The organism is Moraxella sp. CTOTU46711, from assembly GCF_031975715.1.
In the GTDB taxonomy this organism is placed as follows: Bacteria; Pseudomonadota; Gammaproteobacteria; order Pseudomonadales; family Moraxellaceae; genus Faucicola.
On sequence record NZ_DALYMP010000013.1, the window covers coordinates 24615 to 40130 of the forward strand.

Consider the following 15516-nt stretch of genomic DNA (forward strand, 5'->3'; position numbering starts at 1 on the left):
GTCTGAGTGGGGTATCTATGAATAAAAATATGAATCAAAATTTCAGCATTAACAATCGCCCAATCGGCATTGACCATGCGCCATACATCATCGCCGAAATGTCCGCCAACCACAACGGCGACATCAATAACGCTTACCGTATCATTGACATGGCAAAGGCGTGCGGTGCTGATGCAGTCAAAATGCAAACCTACACCGCAGATACCATCACCCTCAACAGCACCGCCGCCGACTTCCAAATTCATGGGGGATTGTGGGACGGACGTACCTTGTACGACTTGTACCAAGAAGCTTACACGCCGTGGGAGTGGCATAAACCATTGTTTGACCACGCCCACAAAGTCGGTATCACCATGTTTAGCTCACCGTTTGACTTTACTGCGGTGGATTTGCTCGAGGATTTGAACGCCCCAGCGTACAAAATCGCCTCGTTTGAAGCCATTGATTTACCGCTTATCAGATATGTAGCAAGTACCGGCAAGCCGATGATTATCTCCACAGGGATGGCGGACCAAACCGAAATTGCCGAGGCGATTGCAGCGGCTCTTGATGGCGGCTGCAAACAGCTTGCGTTATTGCACTGCGTGAGTGGTTATCCAGCCCCCGCGCAGGACTATAACCTGCGCACCATTGTCGATATGCAGCGCCGTTTTGGCGTGCCGATTGGCTTATCCGACCATACGCTTGATAATACCACCGCTGTGACAAGCGTGGCATTGGGGGCATGTATCATTGAAAAACACGTCACTCTAGACCGCAATGGCGGCGGGGCGGATGACAGTTTTTCACTGGAAAAAGACGAACTCACCGCGCTCTGCCGTGACAGTAAAACCGCTTGGCAAGCGTTGGGACAAGTCGATTATGGACGAAAATCAAGTGAAATCGGCAATGTGCAATTTCGCCGTTCACTGTATTTTGTCAAAGACATGACGGCAGGGGATGTGGTTGATGAAAGCTGCATCCGTAGCGTTCGCCCTGGCTTTGGGCTTGCCCCGAAGTTTTATGATGAATTAATGGGCAAAAAAGTGATAACGGATATCCAAGCCAATACCGCCACCTCGTGGGATGTCCTTGAAAGGTAATGTTAAATAAAATCAAACGTTTAACACACTCTGCTTTGCTCAAAGACAGCCTGATTTATGTGGTGGGCGAGCTGACCGCAAAAGCTGTGCCGTTTTTGCTATTGCCCTATTTGACACGGGTCTTAGGCACAACGGGCTTTGGTGATTTGTCCTATTATTTATCGCTCACGGCGTTTATTGTAATCGCCATGAGTCTGTCGCAAAATGGCGCTTTAACCCGTTATTTTTATGTGTATGGCAGGCATGGGCTGGGCAATATTTTATTGGCGGGCGGGCTATATAGCGTGGGCGTGCTGCTGATTGGGACGGTGATTAGTTGGCTGTTACATAGCGAATTGTTATTTTACTGCTTTTTTACCGCCTTTTTGCAAACCTTGATTCAAAACCAACTGGCACTGCGGCAATGCCAAAAACGCCCGTTTAGCTATCTGACCATCCAACTGGGCTTAGCCTTGGGCAATTTACTATGGACGGTGCTGATTTTTCAGTGTTTTGCTGGCGATACCACCGATAAAGTTGCCCAGCGTCTTATTGCGATTATCTTGGCGCATGGCTTTACTTTTGTCGCAGCGTTGGCGTGGGCAAGATACCAATTTGCTATCAAATTTCGCTTTACCCCAAAACGGCTCAAACTGGGACTTGGCTATATTTTAACGCTAGGCTTGCCGCTGCTGTTACATGGGTTAAGCTATACCATCAAAGGGCAACTTGACCGAGTGTTGATTCACGAGCGGTTTAGCAGTCATGAGCTAGGTGTATACTCGGCAGGGGTACAAGTCGCCAGTAGCTTGACCATTGTGATTATGGCGGTCAATTCTGCGCTGGTGCCTCACTTATATGAACGGCTCAAATCGCAGCGCATGACAGTGATGCAATTGCATCGACTGTTTTGGCTGAGTTTGATGGTGCCTGTTATGTTGACTGCCATGGCTTGGGCGATGCCGTCGTCATTGATGGCGTGGCTATTGGGGGCAGATTTTGCCCAAAGCCAGTATTATGTGGTGATGTTTGTACTGGCGTTTTCGCTGATAATTCCGTACTTATTATTGGTGAATTTTTTGTTTTATCACGCCAAAAGCGCGCAAATCTCGCTGTGTTCCGTCATCTCAACGGTGGTGTATTTGGTTGCCTTGTGGGTGTTAAGTGGCGTATCACTGGCGGTGGTGCCGTATGCGACTATTATTAGTGGCGTGGTGATTTTGCCGCTGTTATATTATTATACGCTGCAGGTGGAAAAGGTCAAAAAAACGCCATGAATCTCATTATTTGTATCACCCCCTTGCAAGTGTTGATTGCCAAGCAAATTATTAAGCAACACAGTACCCCCTTTATTGGGCTTTATCTGCCGTATGGCGCCCATTCAAAAAGCGAGCCCAAACACCGCTATTATTTTGACCAACTTGAGCAGGTCTGCGAAAAATCTGCCTTTATCGAACTGAGCAATAAAACCTGGGGCGAACGTTTTGCCACCCTAAACCACATCAAAACCACGTTAAAAAAATTGGGTATTTGGCAACAGCCGATTGATGGCGTCTATCTTGCCAGTATTGACGTGTTGTTTTTGCAATTTATTATTTCTAAAGTAAAATTCCAACAGCTGTATACCTTTGATGACGGCACCGCTAATATTTTCCCCAATTCTAGCTATTTTCAACCGTTACCAAAATCCTTACCATTACAACTGTTTAAACACGCCGTGGGCATTACTTATCCCAGTATTCCCAGTATTTTGGCTATCTCCAAAAAACATTTCACCATTTTTCCCCAGGAAAAAAATATCATAGCTACTACCGAGCCTGTTTATTTGTTTGATAAAGTAGACAATCAGCCAGATGAGAATTTGCCGGTAAAACGGCTGTTATTGGGGCAAGCCCTCGACAATTTTATCGGTGACAAAGCTTATGCTGATATTGTAGAAAAAATGGTCAAGGCATTTCACCTTGACGCATTTTGCCCACACCCGCGAGAAAATTTGGATTTTAGCCATCTTTTGCCGGTGATTGATAGCGATAAAATCATTGAAGATTATCTAAGCGAGGCATTGCAACAAAACCCCCAGCAACGCTTTGAAATTTATACCTTTATCAGCACTGCCGTGTTTTCGCTCAAAGAATTTCCCCGCACCCAAGTCTTCATGGTGTATACCCAAGCGCTGTGGGATAAATTCCCTGATGCGTATGAGTTTCTTGCCAGTCGTGGTTTTACCCTGATTAATTTAGATGACGCAGATAATCTAAATGGGTTCAAAGGGTAATCATATGAAAAAACACGCTTTACTTATCCAAGCCCATCAAGATATCAGTTATTTTATTAAGCTGGCGAAAATTCAGCCCAATGTCAATTTTTACGTGCATATGGATGCTAAATCCGATTATTTTCCTGACGCTGAGACTGCACAGCTAGCCAATGTATTTTTGCTCAAAGATAGAATAACGGTACGTTGGGGCGGGTTTAGCCAAATTGAAGCGACGTTAAAATTGTTTGAAACGGCGTTTGCCAATGAGGACAATGCTTATTTTCATCTGGTAAGCGGTGAAGATGTGGTGTTACAACCATTTGAAGTGATAGAAAAACAGTGGCAACAGCGGTTTGATTTTCAGGCGATGATGACCTGCGAGATAGCGCCACAGTATGCCTATCGCTTTATTATGGATAGTCCCCATGCCGACAGCGACTGGCAACGGCAATTGACGGGCAAAATTATCACCAAACTGCAACAAGGTGTGGCAAAAGTAAAACCCTATCACTCGCCCATTTATTTTGGCTCACAATGGTTTTCAGTGACGCGTGCAGACTGGGAAAAAATTGTGCCTTTTATTGATGAATACAGTGATTTTTTCCGTCACAAACTGGTGCCCGATGAGCATTTTTTTCAAACTTTGATTTGTGAAAAGCTGACTCAAAAAAACCAAAGTGAGCAAGAGCACAGCCAACAACAGCATAGTCAACAACAGCATAGTCAAAAAAACTCCGCTAATCAGCTTTGCCTTAGTAACAACAACAAACGGCTCATCGTGTTTGATAAAGCCATCAACAATGGCAATAGTCCGATTTATTTGGATTTGTTAAAGCTGGAGCGGGCGAAATTTGACGGCTATTGGTTTGCTCGTAAAGTAAAAAAGCATGTGGCATTGACTTGGCTGGGTGAATTAACATGAAATTTTCTGTACTAATGTCGCTGTATGACAAAGAAAACCCCGAATTTCTAACCGAATGTCTAGCCAGCTTGGTCAATCAAACACGCCAATCCGATGAGATTGTGTTGGTTTTTGATGGTCCAATCAATTTGGCATTACAAAAAGTGGTACAAGAGTTTAAGCCGCAACTGCCGTTAACCATTATCGCTTTAACAAAAAACGTCGGGCTTGGACAAGCCTTGAATGCAGGTCTAAACGCTTGTCAACATGACTGGGTCATTCGTATGGATACGGATGATATCTGTGTCCCTAACCGCTTTGAACAGCAAATCAACTTTATCCAAAACCACCCCAAAATTGACGTGTTGGGCGGGCAAATCATTGAATTTGAAAAGCAGCTATCACAGGGGAAAAAATCTCGCACGGTGCCAACCTCACACGGGGCGATTTTTGCCTCAGCCAAGTCGCGCAATCCCATCAACCACATGACCGTGGCATTCAAAAAATCAGCGGTACAAGCGGTCGGTAGCTATCGGCATGCGCCGCTGTTTGAAGATTATGATTTGTGGGTGCGGTTATTGGTCGCTGGCTATCAGTTTGCCAATTTGCCCGAGGTGCTGGTGTATGCGCGTGCAGGGGGTGCGATGTATGAACGGCGCGGGGGTTTGGCGTATGCCCGATACGAGTTGGCAATCCAGCAAAGCTTTTATCAACAAGGGTTTTTGCATATTGCGCAATTGCTTAAAAACCTCGCCATTCGCTTACCTGTGCGACTATTGCCAAATAGTTTACGCAGTTTAGTTTATCAAAAACTGCTGAGAAAATAACTTAGCGTCGAATGACTTTACGATTGGGGCTTAAACTGTTGCCCATCTTGTTAGCTAACGGCAATATTTCTCCACACAGTAACCCGACCAACAGCTCACTACAAATCGGGGCATAAGCATAGCCCTTTGACCCCAATGCCGAAAAGCTCCAGACTCGGCTTTTGCTTTCATAACCCGCTTGCCACACCTGCCCAACTAGGGGTAGATAATCCACGGTTTGGCTGCGGATACTGGCGCGACCCTGCCAATAGGGTATGTTTTTTTCGACGGTAAATATATCAGTGTTGTTGACCAAATCGGGCACCGCATCCGCTAAATCTGTCACATTCATCTTATGGTCAGCAACTGCTGGTTCAGTATCCAAGGTATCCCTGACAAAACTTGCCCCAAGCATGACATGGCGTTTACTGTTTTCGTTAAAACTGGCGTAATAACTACCATACTTTAGCGGAAGTTTTGGCAACTGTGATTTATCATGCTCATCGACGGCAAACCACGTCACTTGCCCACGGCTGTGATTAAAGCGTTTAATGGTGGGTAAAAAATCGCAGGTGTCTAACGCCATGCACAAAATCACATGGTCAAAAAACTGCTGACGCTCAGTGAATGTTAATAGCACTTGGTCGCAATCTTGCTGAAAATAGGTTAATTCCTCAGTTTGAAAGCTGATATTGGGGTGGCATAAAACAGCGTTGGCAAAGTTTGCGGTAGTGATTAACCCCGCATTGGGCAAAAATATCGCTTGCCCAACCTCATAACCGACTTTTGCTTTGGCTTGTTCAGCGGTCAATAAACGGGCAAATTCAATGGGAAAATCTTTGACTTCATCAAGTTGTAAGCGATTGTGTGAGAGTAAATCCAAACAGCCGGTGGTTTGTAGGATTTCAATACCGGTTTGTGCGGTCAAATAAGGGTAAAATCGACAGCTTGCCAAATAACCAATCGCATGTAAATTGGTTTCAAGGCGTTTTAGGCTGGTAAGTTTTGGCGCAAGAAAACCGCGGATGTTGCCCGATGCGCCTGCCAATGGTTGCGCTTTATCAAAAATGGTGACCTTGTGTCCACGGGCGGCTAAGGCATATGCACTGCTTAACCCCGCCACCCCAGCCCCAATTACCGCGACAGACAGCGGTTTTGTAATGGCGGAAAAATTGGGTAATTCAAAGCCTTTAACGTTATTGGCTTTTCGACGCTGACGACGTCGGGATTCAAACGTATCAGTAAAGGGTAGGGTGACAAAAAATGGTTTAATTTTTTTGTTATAGCGAAAATAAATTTCGCAAAAACTGGCGGATGTTAACTTAGGTTGAAAGCTTGCGGTGAGCATTTCTCGCTTTTTGCCAAAGCCTTTACGTTTGGCTAAAGTAAAACCGTGACATTTTAGCCCCTGTTTGACTGCGCTTGCCACGCTAAATGTCGCCAAAGTCGTGTGAGGTTTGGATAATCTTGCAATTTGAGCAAATAAACTCTCTGACCAAAGTTCTTGGTTACAGCTCGGCGCAAACCCATCAAGCAGCCACGCATCGACTCTGCCTTGCCCAGTCACTTGTGACAAACTACTCGTCGCATCGCCAAGCCATAAATCAATCGTCAATCGTTCATCAAACCAGTTCAAACGATGGCAGCCAGCCAGTGGCGGTGGATAGTTGTCAATGAGCTGTTGTGATAACCCAGCAAGCTCTGTCCACACGCTTAATGCTTGTTCAAGGTCAGTTTTGCGGAGGGGAAATTTTTCGGTGGTAATGATATGTAAATGGCTGTGATTGTCAGGCCTAATTTGTTGCCACAGTTGCCAAATAGCCAAGATATTAAGCCCTGTCCCAAAACCAATTTCACCGATGATAAATCGTTCAAAGTTCTTCAAATTAGCAAGGCGAGAGGCTAAGTCGTTGCCATCAATAAAAACATAGCGAGATTCTGCCAAGCCGTCCGTTTTGGAAAAATAAACATCGCCAAAGTCGCTAGAGCGGGGGACAGTCACGCCGTTATCATCTAGCTGCCAGTGCAGTTTGGCGGTTTGAATGGTTGATGGTGGGGTGCTACTTTTGCTTGAGCTTGTGACAGGAGGTTGGCTAGATTGTGGCATCAGTGACCCATAATAAATAACTAAAAGTTAGTGCTGAGTAAAATATTACTAATACAAGGCTTGAAAACAGCGATTAGGGGGTATAGCATAACTGATTTTTTATCGTTGCAACATGGCATGCAGCTTTTTTTGGGTGTGGTAACAACATGAATCAATCAAGTAACGGGCGTTATAACCTAATCACCGCATTGGCAATGATTGTGGGGATTGTGATTGGCTCAGGGATATTTTTTAAGGCAGACAATGTTTTAAAGTATACCGACGGCAATGTAGCGTTGGGGGTAGGGGTTTTTGTATTGGCGGCGGTGGCGATTATTTTCGGTTCGCTATCGATTGCTGAACTGGCAAAACGTACCGATGCGCATGGCGGCTTGATTGGCTATGCCGATGAATTTGTCAGTCCACATTTTTCTACGATGATTGGCTGGTTTCAATTGTTTTTGTATTACCCGACGCTTGGCGTGGTGGTGACGTGGGTGGTGGGTATTTACACCGCCTTGTTATTTGGGGTAAAAGAGGCATCGCTTGAATTACAAATGGGCATTGGGCTTACGTGGTTTGTCATTTGTTATCTGTTTAATGTGATGGCAGCGGTGTTTGCAGGGCGTTTTCAAGTCTTTGCCACTGTCGTTAAATTAATTCCGTTATTTGTGCTAGGGGTGATGGCGTTTGTATATGGCGACCCTGTGAGCGCCTTAACCCATCCAAGTGAATCCGCACGTCAAGCGACCCAGTCTTTGGCATGGCTCGGCGCCATCGGTCCGATTGCGTTTTCGTTTGATGGTTGGGTGGTCTCTACCAGTATTTCAGGGGAAATCAAAAATGCCAAACGTAATTTACCGATTGCCTTAGTTGTCGCGCCTATATTGATTTTATTGGGCTATTTGCTGTACTTTGTTGGACTCACCGCGTATCTAGGCGCCGCAAAAGTGATGGCATTGGGTGATGAAAGCGTCTACGTGGTCGCAACCCAGTTATTTGGCGAAACCGCTGCCAAAGCCTTTTTGATATTTGTGGTGATTTCGGTGATGGGTACAGTCAATGGCTTGGTATTAGGGCTGATTCGTCTGCCGCATTCTTTAGCGCTCAAATCATTGATTCCGTTTAGCGCGCAATTGCGTCACGTCTCGCCCAACTATCAGCTATCGGTTGGTTCAGCGCTGCTAGGTTTTGCCTTATCGATGTTTTGGGCGGCTGTGCATTATGCGGTTATGAAAAGTCAGCTGCTAGGCGATATGGATATTTCAGAAATCGCGATTGTGGTGAGTTACTTGCTGTATTTGGTATTTTACTTTGCAGTGTTTCGCTTATGGCAACAAGGTGATATCAAAAGTATGTTATTGGGTGTGATATCGCCGATTTTGGCGGCATTGGGCTCATTGATGGTAGTGTTCGGCGGTATGCAAAATCCGCTGTTTTTGCCTGTGTGCTTACCGATTTGTGCGCTTGTGCTACTGCTTGCCTACTTTTACAGTCGCTATCTACACAGTCGATAACTGCCTTACGCCAAGTGCCTTATATCAAGTGCATTGCGTCAATTTTTTGGATAACGCTAAGAACTGCGCCACGCCTTGTCCGACGGCTCGGCCTGTGGCAAAACAAGCCGTCAGCAGATAGCCACCCGTTGGCGCATCCCAATCGAGCATCTCGCCACAGCAAAATACATAAGGATTGGATTTTAGCGCAAAATCCTCGGTTAATGCTGTGCGTTTTACGCCGCCGCCACAACTAATCGCTTCTTCAATCGGTCGAAAACTATCAAATTCTACCGTTAACTGTTTGATTGCTTTTGTCATTTTATCGGCATCATGCCAGTGCGTTTTTGCGACGATTTCTCTGAGTAAGGCGATTTTCACAGGATCAAGTCCTGCCTTTCGCCAAAGGTTAGCTAGCGATTGTTTTTTGGGGTTTTTTAAACTACTCAATAATTTTTCGTCAGACACATCAGGTAGCAAATCAAGTTGTAGTGATATTTTACCCGTATGATTTAATTGCTCACGCATGGCACGATTGAGCCGATATATCAGCCCGCTTTCCATGCCATACTGGGTGAGAATAATATCACCAAAACCCTGCTCAATTTTGCCATCGGGCAATGTCACCTGGGCTTTCACGCGTTTTAACGCTTTGCCAAAATCGCGTTGCAAATGCGCTGACCAAGGCTGCGACAATGGGCGACAGATACCGACATTGCTGGCATAAAACGGCGTCAATTCTGTATCGCTGAGCCATGCCTGCCATTTGCCATCACTACCGAGCCGCGACCATGACATCGCGCCCGTTGCCAACACAATCGCATCAAAGCTTTGGGTGACAGTCAGGTCACCGCTTTCACGCGCCACCGAAAAAGTCGCTTGCTTGCCGTCAATGTCGTCACAGCTATGCCGATAAAAAAACGCTACGCCGTCCTGCTGCAGCGCTTGCAACCACGCCCGCAGCAGTGGCGAGGCTTTCATCATGGTAGGAAAGATACGACCTGTCGAGCCAACAAAAGATTCAATCCCTAAGCGGGTCATAAAATCACGGATATGCGCTGCATTAAAATCTTGAATATGCGGCGTAAGCCAATCGTCGGGCTGATAGCGCGTGACAAAGGTATCAACGGGCTCAGCGTGCGAGATATTGAGTCCAGATTTACCGGCCATCAATAGTTTGCGGGCAGGGGATGGTTTTTGTTCAAATACGTGGATTGTGACATCAAACTGGCGCAGATAATCTGCCACCATTAGGCCAGCAGGACCCGCGCCAATGATGGCAACGATGGGCTTTTTTGGCAAGTCGGCTTGGTTATTTGGCATCATGGCAAGGTAATATCAGGCTTATAATAGTAGGCTTATAAAGTCGATTACCAACGACCTTTACGCCCTGCGACCAGCCAGCCCAGTGCGATGCCAAGTATGCCACTGAGCAATGCAGTGACCGCACCATAGATAAAAATCTGTCCACTGCGCTCATTGACAAGCACTTTGACCTGCGTATTTAAACTATCAACTTGGTTTTGTAATTCAGCATTTTTTGCCAAGAGTTGTTGGTTGGCGTTGGACAACTGGCTGTCAGTGGGCTGGTTGAGCTGGGCAAGGGTAGGTTGTTTGGGGTTTTGCATCGGTGAGGTGCTACTGGCAACGCTCGAGGCAATCTCTGGCTGTTTGGCGAGTGGTTGTCCTGTTTTTGGGTCAGTGACGACAACTTGCGGTGCTGCATGAGTCAGGCTCGTCACCTGTAATACCGTCAATAACACTGCGCCGCTTGCCAACCTGCCCACCAATTTTTTCATGCTTACCACCTATCACCACCCAGACTTTGCCAATTATGTACTGCAAACAACTGTTAAACCCAACATTAACTCACTGATTTAGGAAAAACTTGGATAAAGGGTTTGATATCCACATGACTATACACACCATTTAATAAGTAAGTCTCTTCACTTGCCCAAGCTTGCACGGCTTCATCGCTGTCAAAATCCACGACCAATACACTGCCACTCATTTCAGGCTCTCCATGTGCAATTGGCGTAGGACCTGCGATGATTAGACGGCGCTGTTCATCTAACCGCGTAAGACGCTCAAGATGGGCAGAACGGAATTGTTTGCGTAGCTCAAGGCTATCAGGTACGTCATGACCGATAATAATATAAAGTGCCATCCATATTCTCCTTTAGTTTTTTCCTTTATCATTGATTTGTTGCTGTATATCTGGATTTAGGTGGTTTTTTAAAAACACAAATTGCCCGATTAAAAATACCAACATCACCGGTATCCATCCCCAGCTTTTAAAATTAATCCAAGTATCGTTGTTGGTAAAAAACGCAAAATAATATTGCAAACCTGCCATCAGCAAGAAATACCCTGCCCAAGCGAGGGTGAGTCTATTCCAGCCCGACTGCGTCAATCGAAACACATTTTTCATTGCCAGTTCTAATAGCGGTTTACCTATCGCGACGCTGATAATGAGGGCAACCGCAAATACGCTATTGATGACGGTTGATTTCCATTTTAAAAATGCTTCGTCATGGAAAATTAAGCTTAATCCACAAAATCCCACGGTTAAAATCAGCGTTACCCACTGCTGTTTATTGAGCTTGCCTTTCTGCCTGGCAAAATGCACGACATATACCACCAGTGTCGTAATCAATAACGCCGCCGCACCTGCCAATACCCCTTGCTGTTTGGAAAAGTAAAAAAATGCCAGTAAAGGTAGCAAATCCAATAAACCGCTCATAGTCATCTCTAACAAAAATCTTAGCCGCTAGTTTACACGGATATGCTAAAATCGAAAAGTAACTTTGCGATTTTCCTTGCTTCATCAATCTGTGCCCTTGTGAGCGAGCCAGCGCAGAGTTAACCCCTTTTTGTCCTATTGTTGGCAACCAGCTTTTGTAATTAAGGCGTATTTGTGAATTCTTTAAATCTCGATATCTTGTCTAGCAGTCCTATTTATACACAACTTCCGATTGATATGCACTGCCACAGTACCCGCTCAGATGGCACTTTTAGCCCAAGCGAAGTGGTGCAAAAAGCGCATGAAAAAGGGGTGAAAGTACTATCCTTAAGCGACCATGATACGGTCCTTGGTATCCTTGAGGCGCGCCAAACTGCTGATAGTCTTGGTATGACGCTGATTCATGGCGTTGAAATCAGCTGTCGTCATCGTGTCATGGGCGGCTACTCCAAAAAACCTGCCCAAAATGAAAAAGTGATTCATGTACTGGGGTACGGCTTTAGTGATATCGAAACAATGCATAGCAAATTGGCTGCTATCCAAGCCAATCGAGAAACGCGCGGTTATGCGATGTGTGAGCGTGTGGCAAGTACCTTTAAACGCCCGATGGATGAGATTTGGCAGGCGGTGTTAGTGCAAGCCAAAGGTAATCCGCAAGCGGTCGGTCGTACCCATATCGCCAAAGTGATGGCGGATCAAGGATTGGTGAGTGATGTACAAAAAGCCTTTACTGGGTATTTGGCTGACCATAAACCTTGCTATGTGGCACTCGATGGCTTATCGCTTAAAGATTGCATCAATTTGATTCATGACTGTGGTGGCAAAGCGTCTTTGGCTCATGCGACCCGTTATAATTTAACCGCCAACAAAGTGCGTAAACTGATTGCAGATTTTGCCAGTAGCGGTGGCGATGCAGTGGAATTGCCCGCGAGTAATGAACCGACTTCAACCCGCCATATGGTCGATAGAGTGATTAAAGAGCATGAGTTAAAGGTGTCCATCGGTAGTGATTTTCATGGCAGCACCATGCCTTGGCGTGTGCTTGGCGGTGTACCAAAACTCCATGAAGGGCAAGTGGGGATTTGGGAAGTATGTTAATAGTCATACGATGACCCTAAAAATACATCAAGTCTTATTAGCCATTGTACTCATCGTTATTGGGGCAAGCTTACAATATTACACCGATGGTTTGCCAATCGGTACACTGGCTTTCGTTGTTGGGTTAGTATGGTTCTTATTCGGTTTGGCTAAGCATCAAACGAGTTATCTGGCATTGCCTTTTAATCAATTAGAACAAGCCACTGTACCAGAACAATTACCTTCTCTCGCCATTCCTTTAGTCACCAAAAACGGCTCTGCAGCGTTTTTAGTCATGATGGTATTTGTGCTACCTAGTTTGTGGCTAGGGGTTTATCTATTAGTAAAAGTCATTAATCATTGGGCATGGTTTACATTATTTATCAGCTTATTGGTATTGGGTTTTTCATGGTTAAGTACCTTGGCTATGGTCAGCGAAATGCAAAGAGATACCACTCCAACCCAACACGGCTCGCTGACTATTACGCCACAGGTTTTTCACATTAATTTTAAAGGGAGAAATTATCATTTAAATTGGTTTGAGTTGCGCGATATCGTGGCAAGCGATGGTGCAGGTAATTCAAAACAAGTTATCCTAGTCATGTCTATTGCAGGCGACTTACAGGAATTGGTAATTCAGCAACATGAATGTAGTGTCGAAATACGTAAACTCACGACCTTTTTACAGCATTATCGAATAAAGGCACAAGGACGCCAAGTGCCTACTATTAGTTAGTTTGTCACTTTGGTTGTTTATCAAACGCGGTCAGTGGCTTAAAGTCAATCGACTTCGCCATCGGCAACTCCTCAATCGCACGCAGTCGCCAGCTATTGGCTGGGTCATGCACCACAATATAGTATTTGCCTTTAGACGGGTCTAGCTGCACATTGCCCGCATAACTGCCATCACTTAACCGTTTGATAATAATGTCGCGGTCTTTTTGCTTTTGAGTGGCATGGGAAATCTCCACTGCCAATTGCTCAGGTGCTTTAAACTTATCACTGACGGGCGCCTCAAGTTTAAAATTCACTGCTTGATGGCTAATTATCATTTGACCGGTTAGCCCCAAATCATGCGCCAGTTTGTCTTTGGACACATCCGCGTATAAGGTCTTACCATCCATGTACCAGTCATCACGCACAGTAGAGTCTTGGATTCTCACCGAGTAAAACACGAACCAGATACAGGCGACTACCACAAATAGCGGCAGACCAATGACAAAAATCCAAACCATATAATTTTTATACCAAAGTTTGGATATCGACTGATTAGAAGTTGATGAAGCAGGAGAATTTGTCGGTGTTGCCATAGACCACTCAGCAGATAACAATCAAAAAGCTAGTATAGCAGAAAAACCCATGCCCCAATAACGTGCGCCAATAATTTGGCACAAAAAAAGCCGATTATCAAAATCAGCTTTTTTGGGTAATCAAACTTATTTATCGGTGGTAAACACGTTATCTTTTACCGCTTTATATTTACCGCCATCATCCACGCTCACCACTTGCATTTGGATAGGGATATTGCTTTGGGTAATCACTTTTGGATCGCCCAGCACACTGACAGGGAAGTCATAACTTTCGCCTGCTTCTAATGGGATGGTTTTAAAGCGGCTATCAAGTTTTAAGCCGGGTTGTGGTGTCAATGTCACCGCATAATCATGGTCTCGCTGGGTTTTGTTAGTGATTTTGATGATGTAGTTATTTTCTACCAAACCTTGCGCATTGATTGACGACAACTGATTACGGTCACGGCGAATATCAATCTGTAGCGGTACACGGCTGGTTAAAAAATAAACCCCCGTCCCAATCAACAACGTAATCACCGCCAAATAAGCAAAAAACCGTGGACGTAAAATTTTACTTGGCTCATTCTCTACCAATTGGCGTTCGGTACTATAACGAATCAAACCACGTGGTTTATTGACTTTATCCATGATGTCATTACACGCATCGATACAGGCCGCACACTGGATACATTCAACTTGCAAACCATCACGAATATCGATACCCGTCGGACACACTTGCACACACATCAGACAGTTGATACAGTCACCTAAATTCTCATCTTCACCGCCTCTTTTACGTGCGCCACGTGGCTCACCACGTTTATAGTCATAGGTTACAATTAACGTATCTTTATCGAACATTACGCTTTGGAAGCGGCCATAGGGGCAAATATGGGTACAAAAGTGCTCACGCATATAGCCTGCATTGGCAAACGTCGCAAAGGTAAAAATAAGCACCGAAACCCAAGTTAGCGGTGTCCAATCTGGCACAGGAATAACGCCAAACCATTGCCAACTATGATAAAGATAATCTGTCCCAACGGCATAACTACTAAACGTCAATGCAGTGACCAACGCCATGATAAACCAAATCAGATACACCAAGCCGCGTTTCATGATTTTTTCGCCATTCCAAGGCGCTTTATCTAACTTAAACTGCTTATTACGATCACCGATGATAAGCTTCTCAGTGTATTGGTACATATGCGTCCAAATCGTCTGTGGACACGCATAGCCACACCATACACGACCGGCATAAACGGTTACCATAAACAATAAAAAGGCAGCAACCATAAAGAAAAACGCAAAAATAAAAACGTCTTGGGGTAAAAAAGTTAGCCCAAATAGCACAATCTTAGAACCAGAGAAATCAAACCATATTGCTTGGTGTCCGCCATAGCGAATCCATGGCAACACCAAAAACAACAACAATAAAAAATACATACTGACAACGCGGATGTTTTGATAAAAACCCGTCACAAAACGGGGATGTACGCGTTTTTTAGTGGCATCTACTTGGTGGACAGGGAGTCTAAAATCATTACCAGCAGGAGAAGGAGGTTGTACAGACATTGTTTGCCCTCACATATTTTCTGACATGAACATAAAAAAATGAAAGACGACAACCGCAAAACCACCGAACATCGCCTAACGAAAAATTGCTTAAACAATATATTCAATTATATATCAAATGGCAGTAAATACCCACAAAATAAAGGGAGTTATCAACAACTGCAAAATAAATCAAAAAACTTTTCCCATTAGTATTGACAGGGGGAAAGAAAAGCGTATAATACGCAC

General features: G+C 44.9%; 15 protein-coding genes. 8 read left to right on the forward strand and 7 right to left on the reverse strand.

From position 1 onward, the window contains the following. Positions 1–29: 29 nt before the first annotated feature. From pseI to RTJ53_RS11560, 5 genes are read left to right on the forward strand one after another with little or no spacing between them, the layout of a single operon-like run. Positions 30–1082, forward strand: a complete 1053-nt coding sequence (gene pseI / locus RTJ53_RS11540) for a pseudaminic acid synthase (protein ID WP_312277045.1) — start codon at positions 30–32, stop codon at positions 1080–1082. Further along, positions 1082–2338, forward strand: a complete 1257-nt coding sequence (locus tag RTJ53_RS11545; RefSeq protein WP_312277046.1) for an oligosaccharide flippase family protein — start codon at positions 1082–1084, stop codon at positions 2336–2338. Before pseI ends, RTJ53_RS11545 begins: the two co-directional genes overlap by 1 nt. After that, positions 2335–3336 carry a glycosyltransferase family 52 gene (locus tag RTJ53_RS11550; RefSeq protein ID WP_312277047.1) on the forward strand — a complete coding sequence of 334 codons (1002 nt, stop codon included), beginning with the start codon at positions 2335–2337 and terminating at the stop codon, positions 3334–3336. The genes RTJ53_RS11545 and RTJ53_RS11550 overlap by 4 nt, the downstream gene beginning before the upstream one ends. Before the next feature lie 4 nt (positions 3337–3340). Beyond that, positions 3341–4240 carry a beta-1,6-N-acetylglucosaminyltransferase gene (locus RTJ53_RS11555; protein ID WP_312277048.1) on the forward strand — a complete coding sequence of 300 codons (900 nt, stop codon included), beginning with the start codon at positions 3341–3343 and terminating at the stop codon, positions 4238–4240. After that, complete coding sequence (locus RTJ53_RS11560; protein WP_312277049.1) at positions 4237–5046, forward strand: glycosyltransferase family 2 protein; 810 nt, start codon at positions 4237–4239, stop codon at positions 5044–5046. Before RTJ53_RS11555 ends, RTJ53_RS11560 begins: the two co-directional genes overlap by 4 nt. Before the next feature lies 1 nt (position 5047). On the opposite strand, the gene mnmC1 is transcribed toward RTJ53_RS11560, so the two are convergent. Further along, positions 5048–7132 (reverse strand): FAD-dependent 5-carboxymethylaminomethyl-2-thiouridine(34) oxidoreductase MnmC1, encoded by a 2085-nt coding sequence (gene mnmC1 / locus RTJ53_RS11565; protein ID WP_312277050.1) that lies wholly within the window; start codon positions 7130–7132, stop codon positions 5048–5050. Between the two features lie 146 nt (positions 7133–7278). Between mnmC1 and RTJ53_RS11570 the strand changes: the two genes are divergently transcribed. Then, positions 7279–8628 (forward strand): APC family permease, encoded by a 1350-nt coding sequence (locus tag RTJ53_RS11570; protein ID WP_312277051.1) that lies wholly within the window; start codon positions 7279–7281, stop codon positions 8626–8628. 24 nt (positions 8629–8652) lie between these two features. Here the strand turns inward: RTJ53_RS11570 and RTJ53_RS11575 are convergent, their stop codons facing one another. The 4 genes from RTJ53_RS11575 to RTJ53_RS11590 form a co-directional block, all read right to left on the reverse strand. Then, complete coding sequence (locus RTJ53_RS11575) at positions 8653–9933, reverse strand: TIGR03862 family flavoprotein (RefSeq protein ID WP_409418170.1); 1281 nt, start codon at positions 9931–9933, stop codon at positions 8653–8655. Between the two features lie 44 nt (positions 9934–9977). Continuing rightward, positions 9978–10406, reverse strand: coding sequence for an SH3 domain-containing protein (locus tag RTJ53_RS11580; protein ID WP_204155774.1), 429 nt, complete (start codon positions 10404–10406; stop codon positions 9978–9980). Between the two features lie 65 nt (positions 10407–10471). Beyond that, a complete protein-coding gene (locus RTJ53_RS11585; RefSeq protein WP_312277052.1) occupies positions 10472–10774 on the reverse strand; it encodes a YciI family protein in 303 nt (100 codons plus the stop codon). A 12-nt stretch (positions 10775–10786) separates the two neighbouring features. Beyond that, complete coding sequence (locus tag RTJ53_RS11590) at positions 10787–11350, reverse strand: inner membrane-spanning protein YciB (RefSeq protein WP_007115181.1); 564 nt, start codon at positions 11348–11350, stop codon at positions 10787–10789. A 174-nt stretch (positions 11351–11524) separates the two neighbouring features. On the opposite strand from RTJ53_RS11590, the gene RTJ53_RS11595 reads away from it, so the two are divergent. Together RTJ53_RS11595 and RTJ53_RS11600 are read left to right on the forward strand one after the other, a co-directional pair. Further along, entirely contained in the window at positions 11525–12448 is a 924-nt protein-coding gene (locus RTJ53_RS11595) for a PHP domain-containing protein (RefSeq protein WP_312277053.1), read from the forward strand. Between the two features lie 10 nt (positions 12449–12458). Continuing rightward, positions 12459–13163: a hypothetical protein gene (locus RTJ53_RS11600; RefSeq protein WP_312277054.1), complete on the forward strand. Its 705-nt coding sequence runs from the start codon at positions 12459–12461 to the stop codon at positions 13161–13163. Between the two features lie 4 nt (positions 13164–13167). Here RTJ53_RS11600 and RTJ53_RS11605 read toward each other — a convergent pair whose 3' ends face one another. Together RTJ53_RS11605 and ccoG are read right to left on the reverse strand one after the other, a co-directional pair. Continuing rightward, positions 13168–13737, reverse strand: a complete 570-nt coding sequence (locus RTJ53_RS11605; protein ID WP_312277055.1) for a FixH family protein — start codon at positions 13735–13737, stop codon at positions 13168–13170. 126 nt (positions 13738–13863) lie between these two features. After that, positions 13864–15288: a cytochrome c oxidase accessory protein CcoG gene (ccoG, locus tag RTJ53_RS11610; protein WP_312277056.1), complete on the reverse strand. Its 1425-nt coding sequence runs from the start codon at positions 15286–15288 to the stop codon at positions 13864–13866. Positions 15289–15516: the final 228 nt, after the last annotated feature.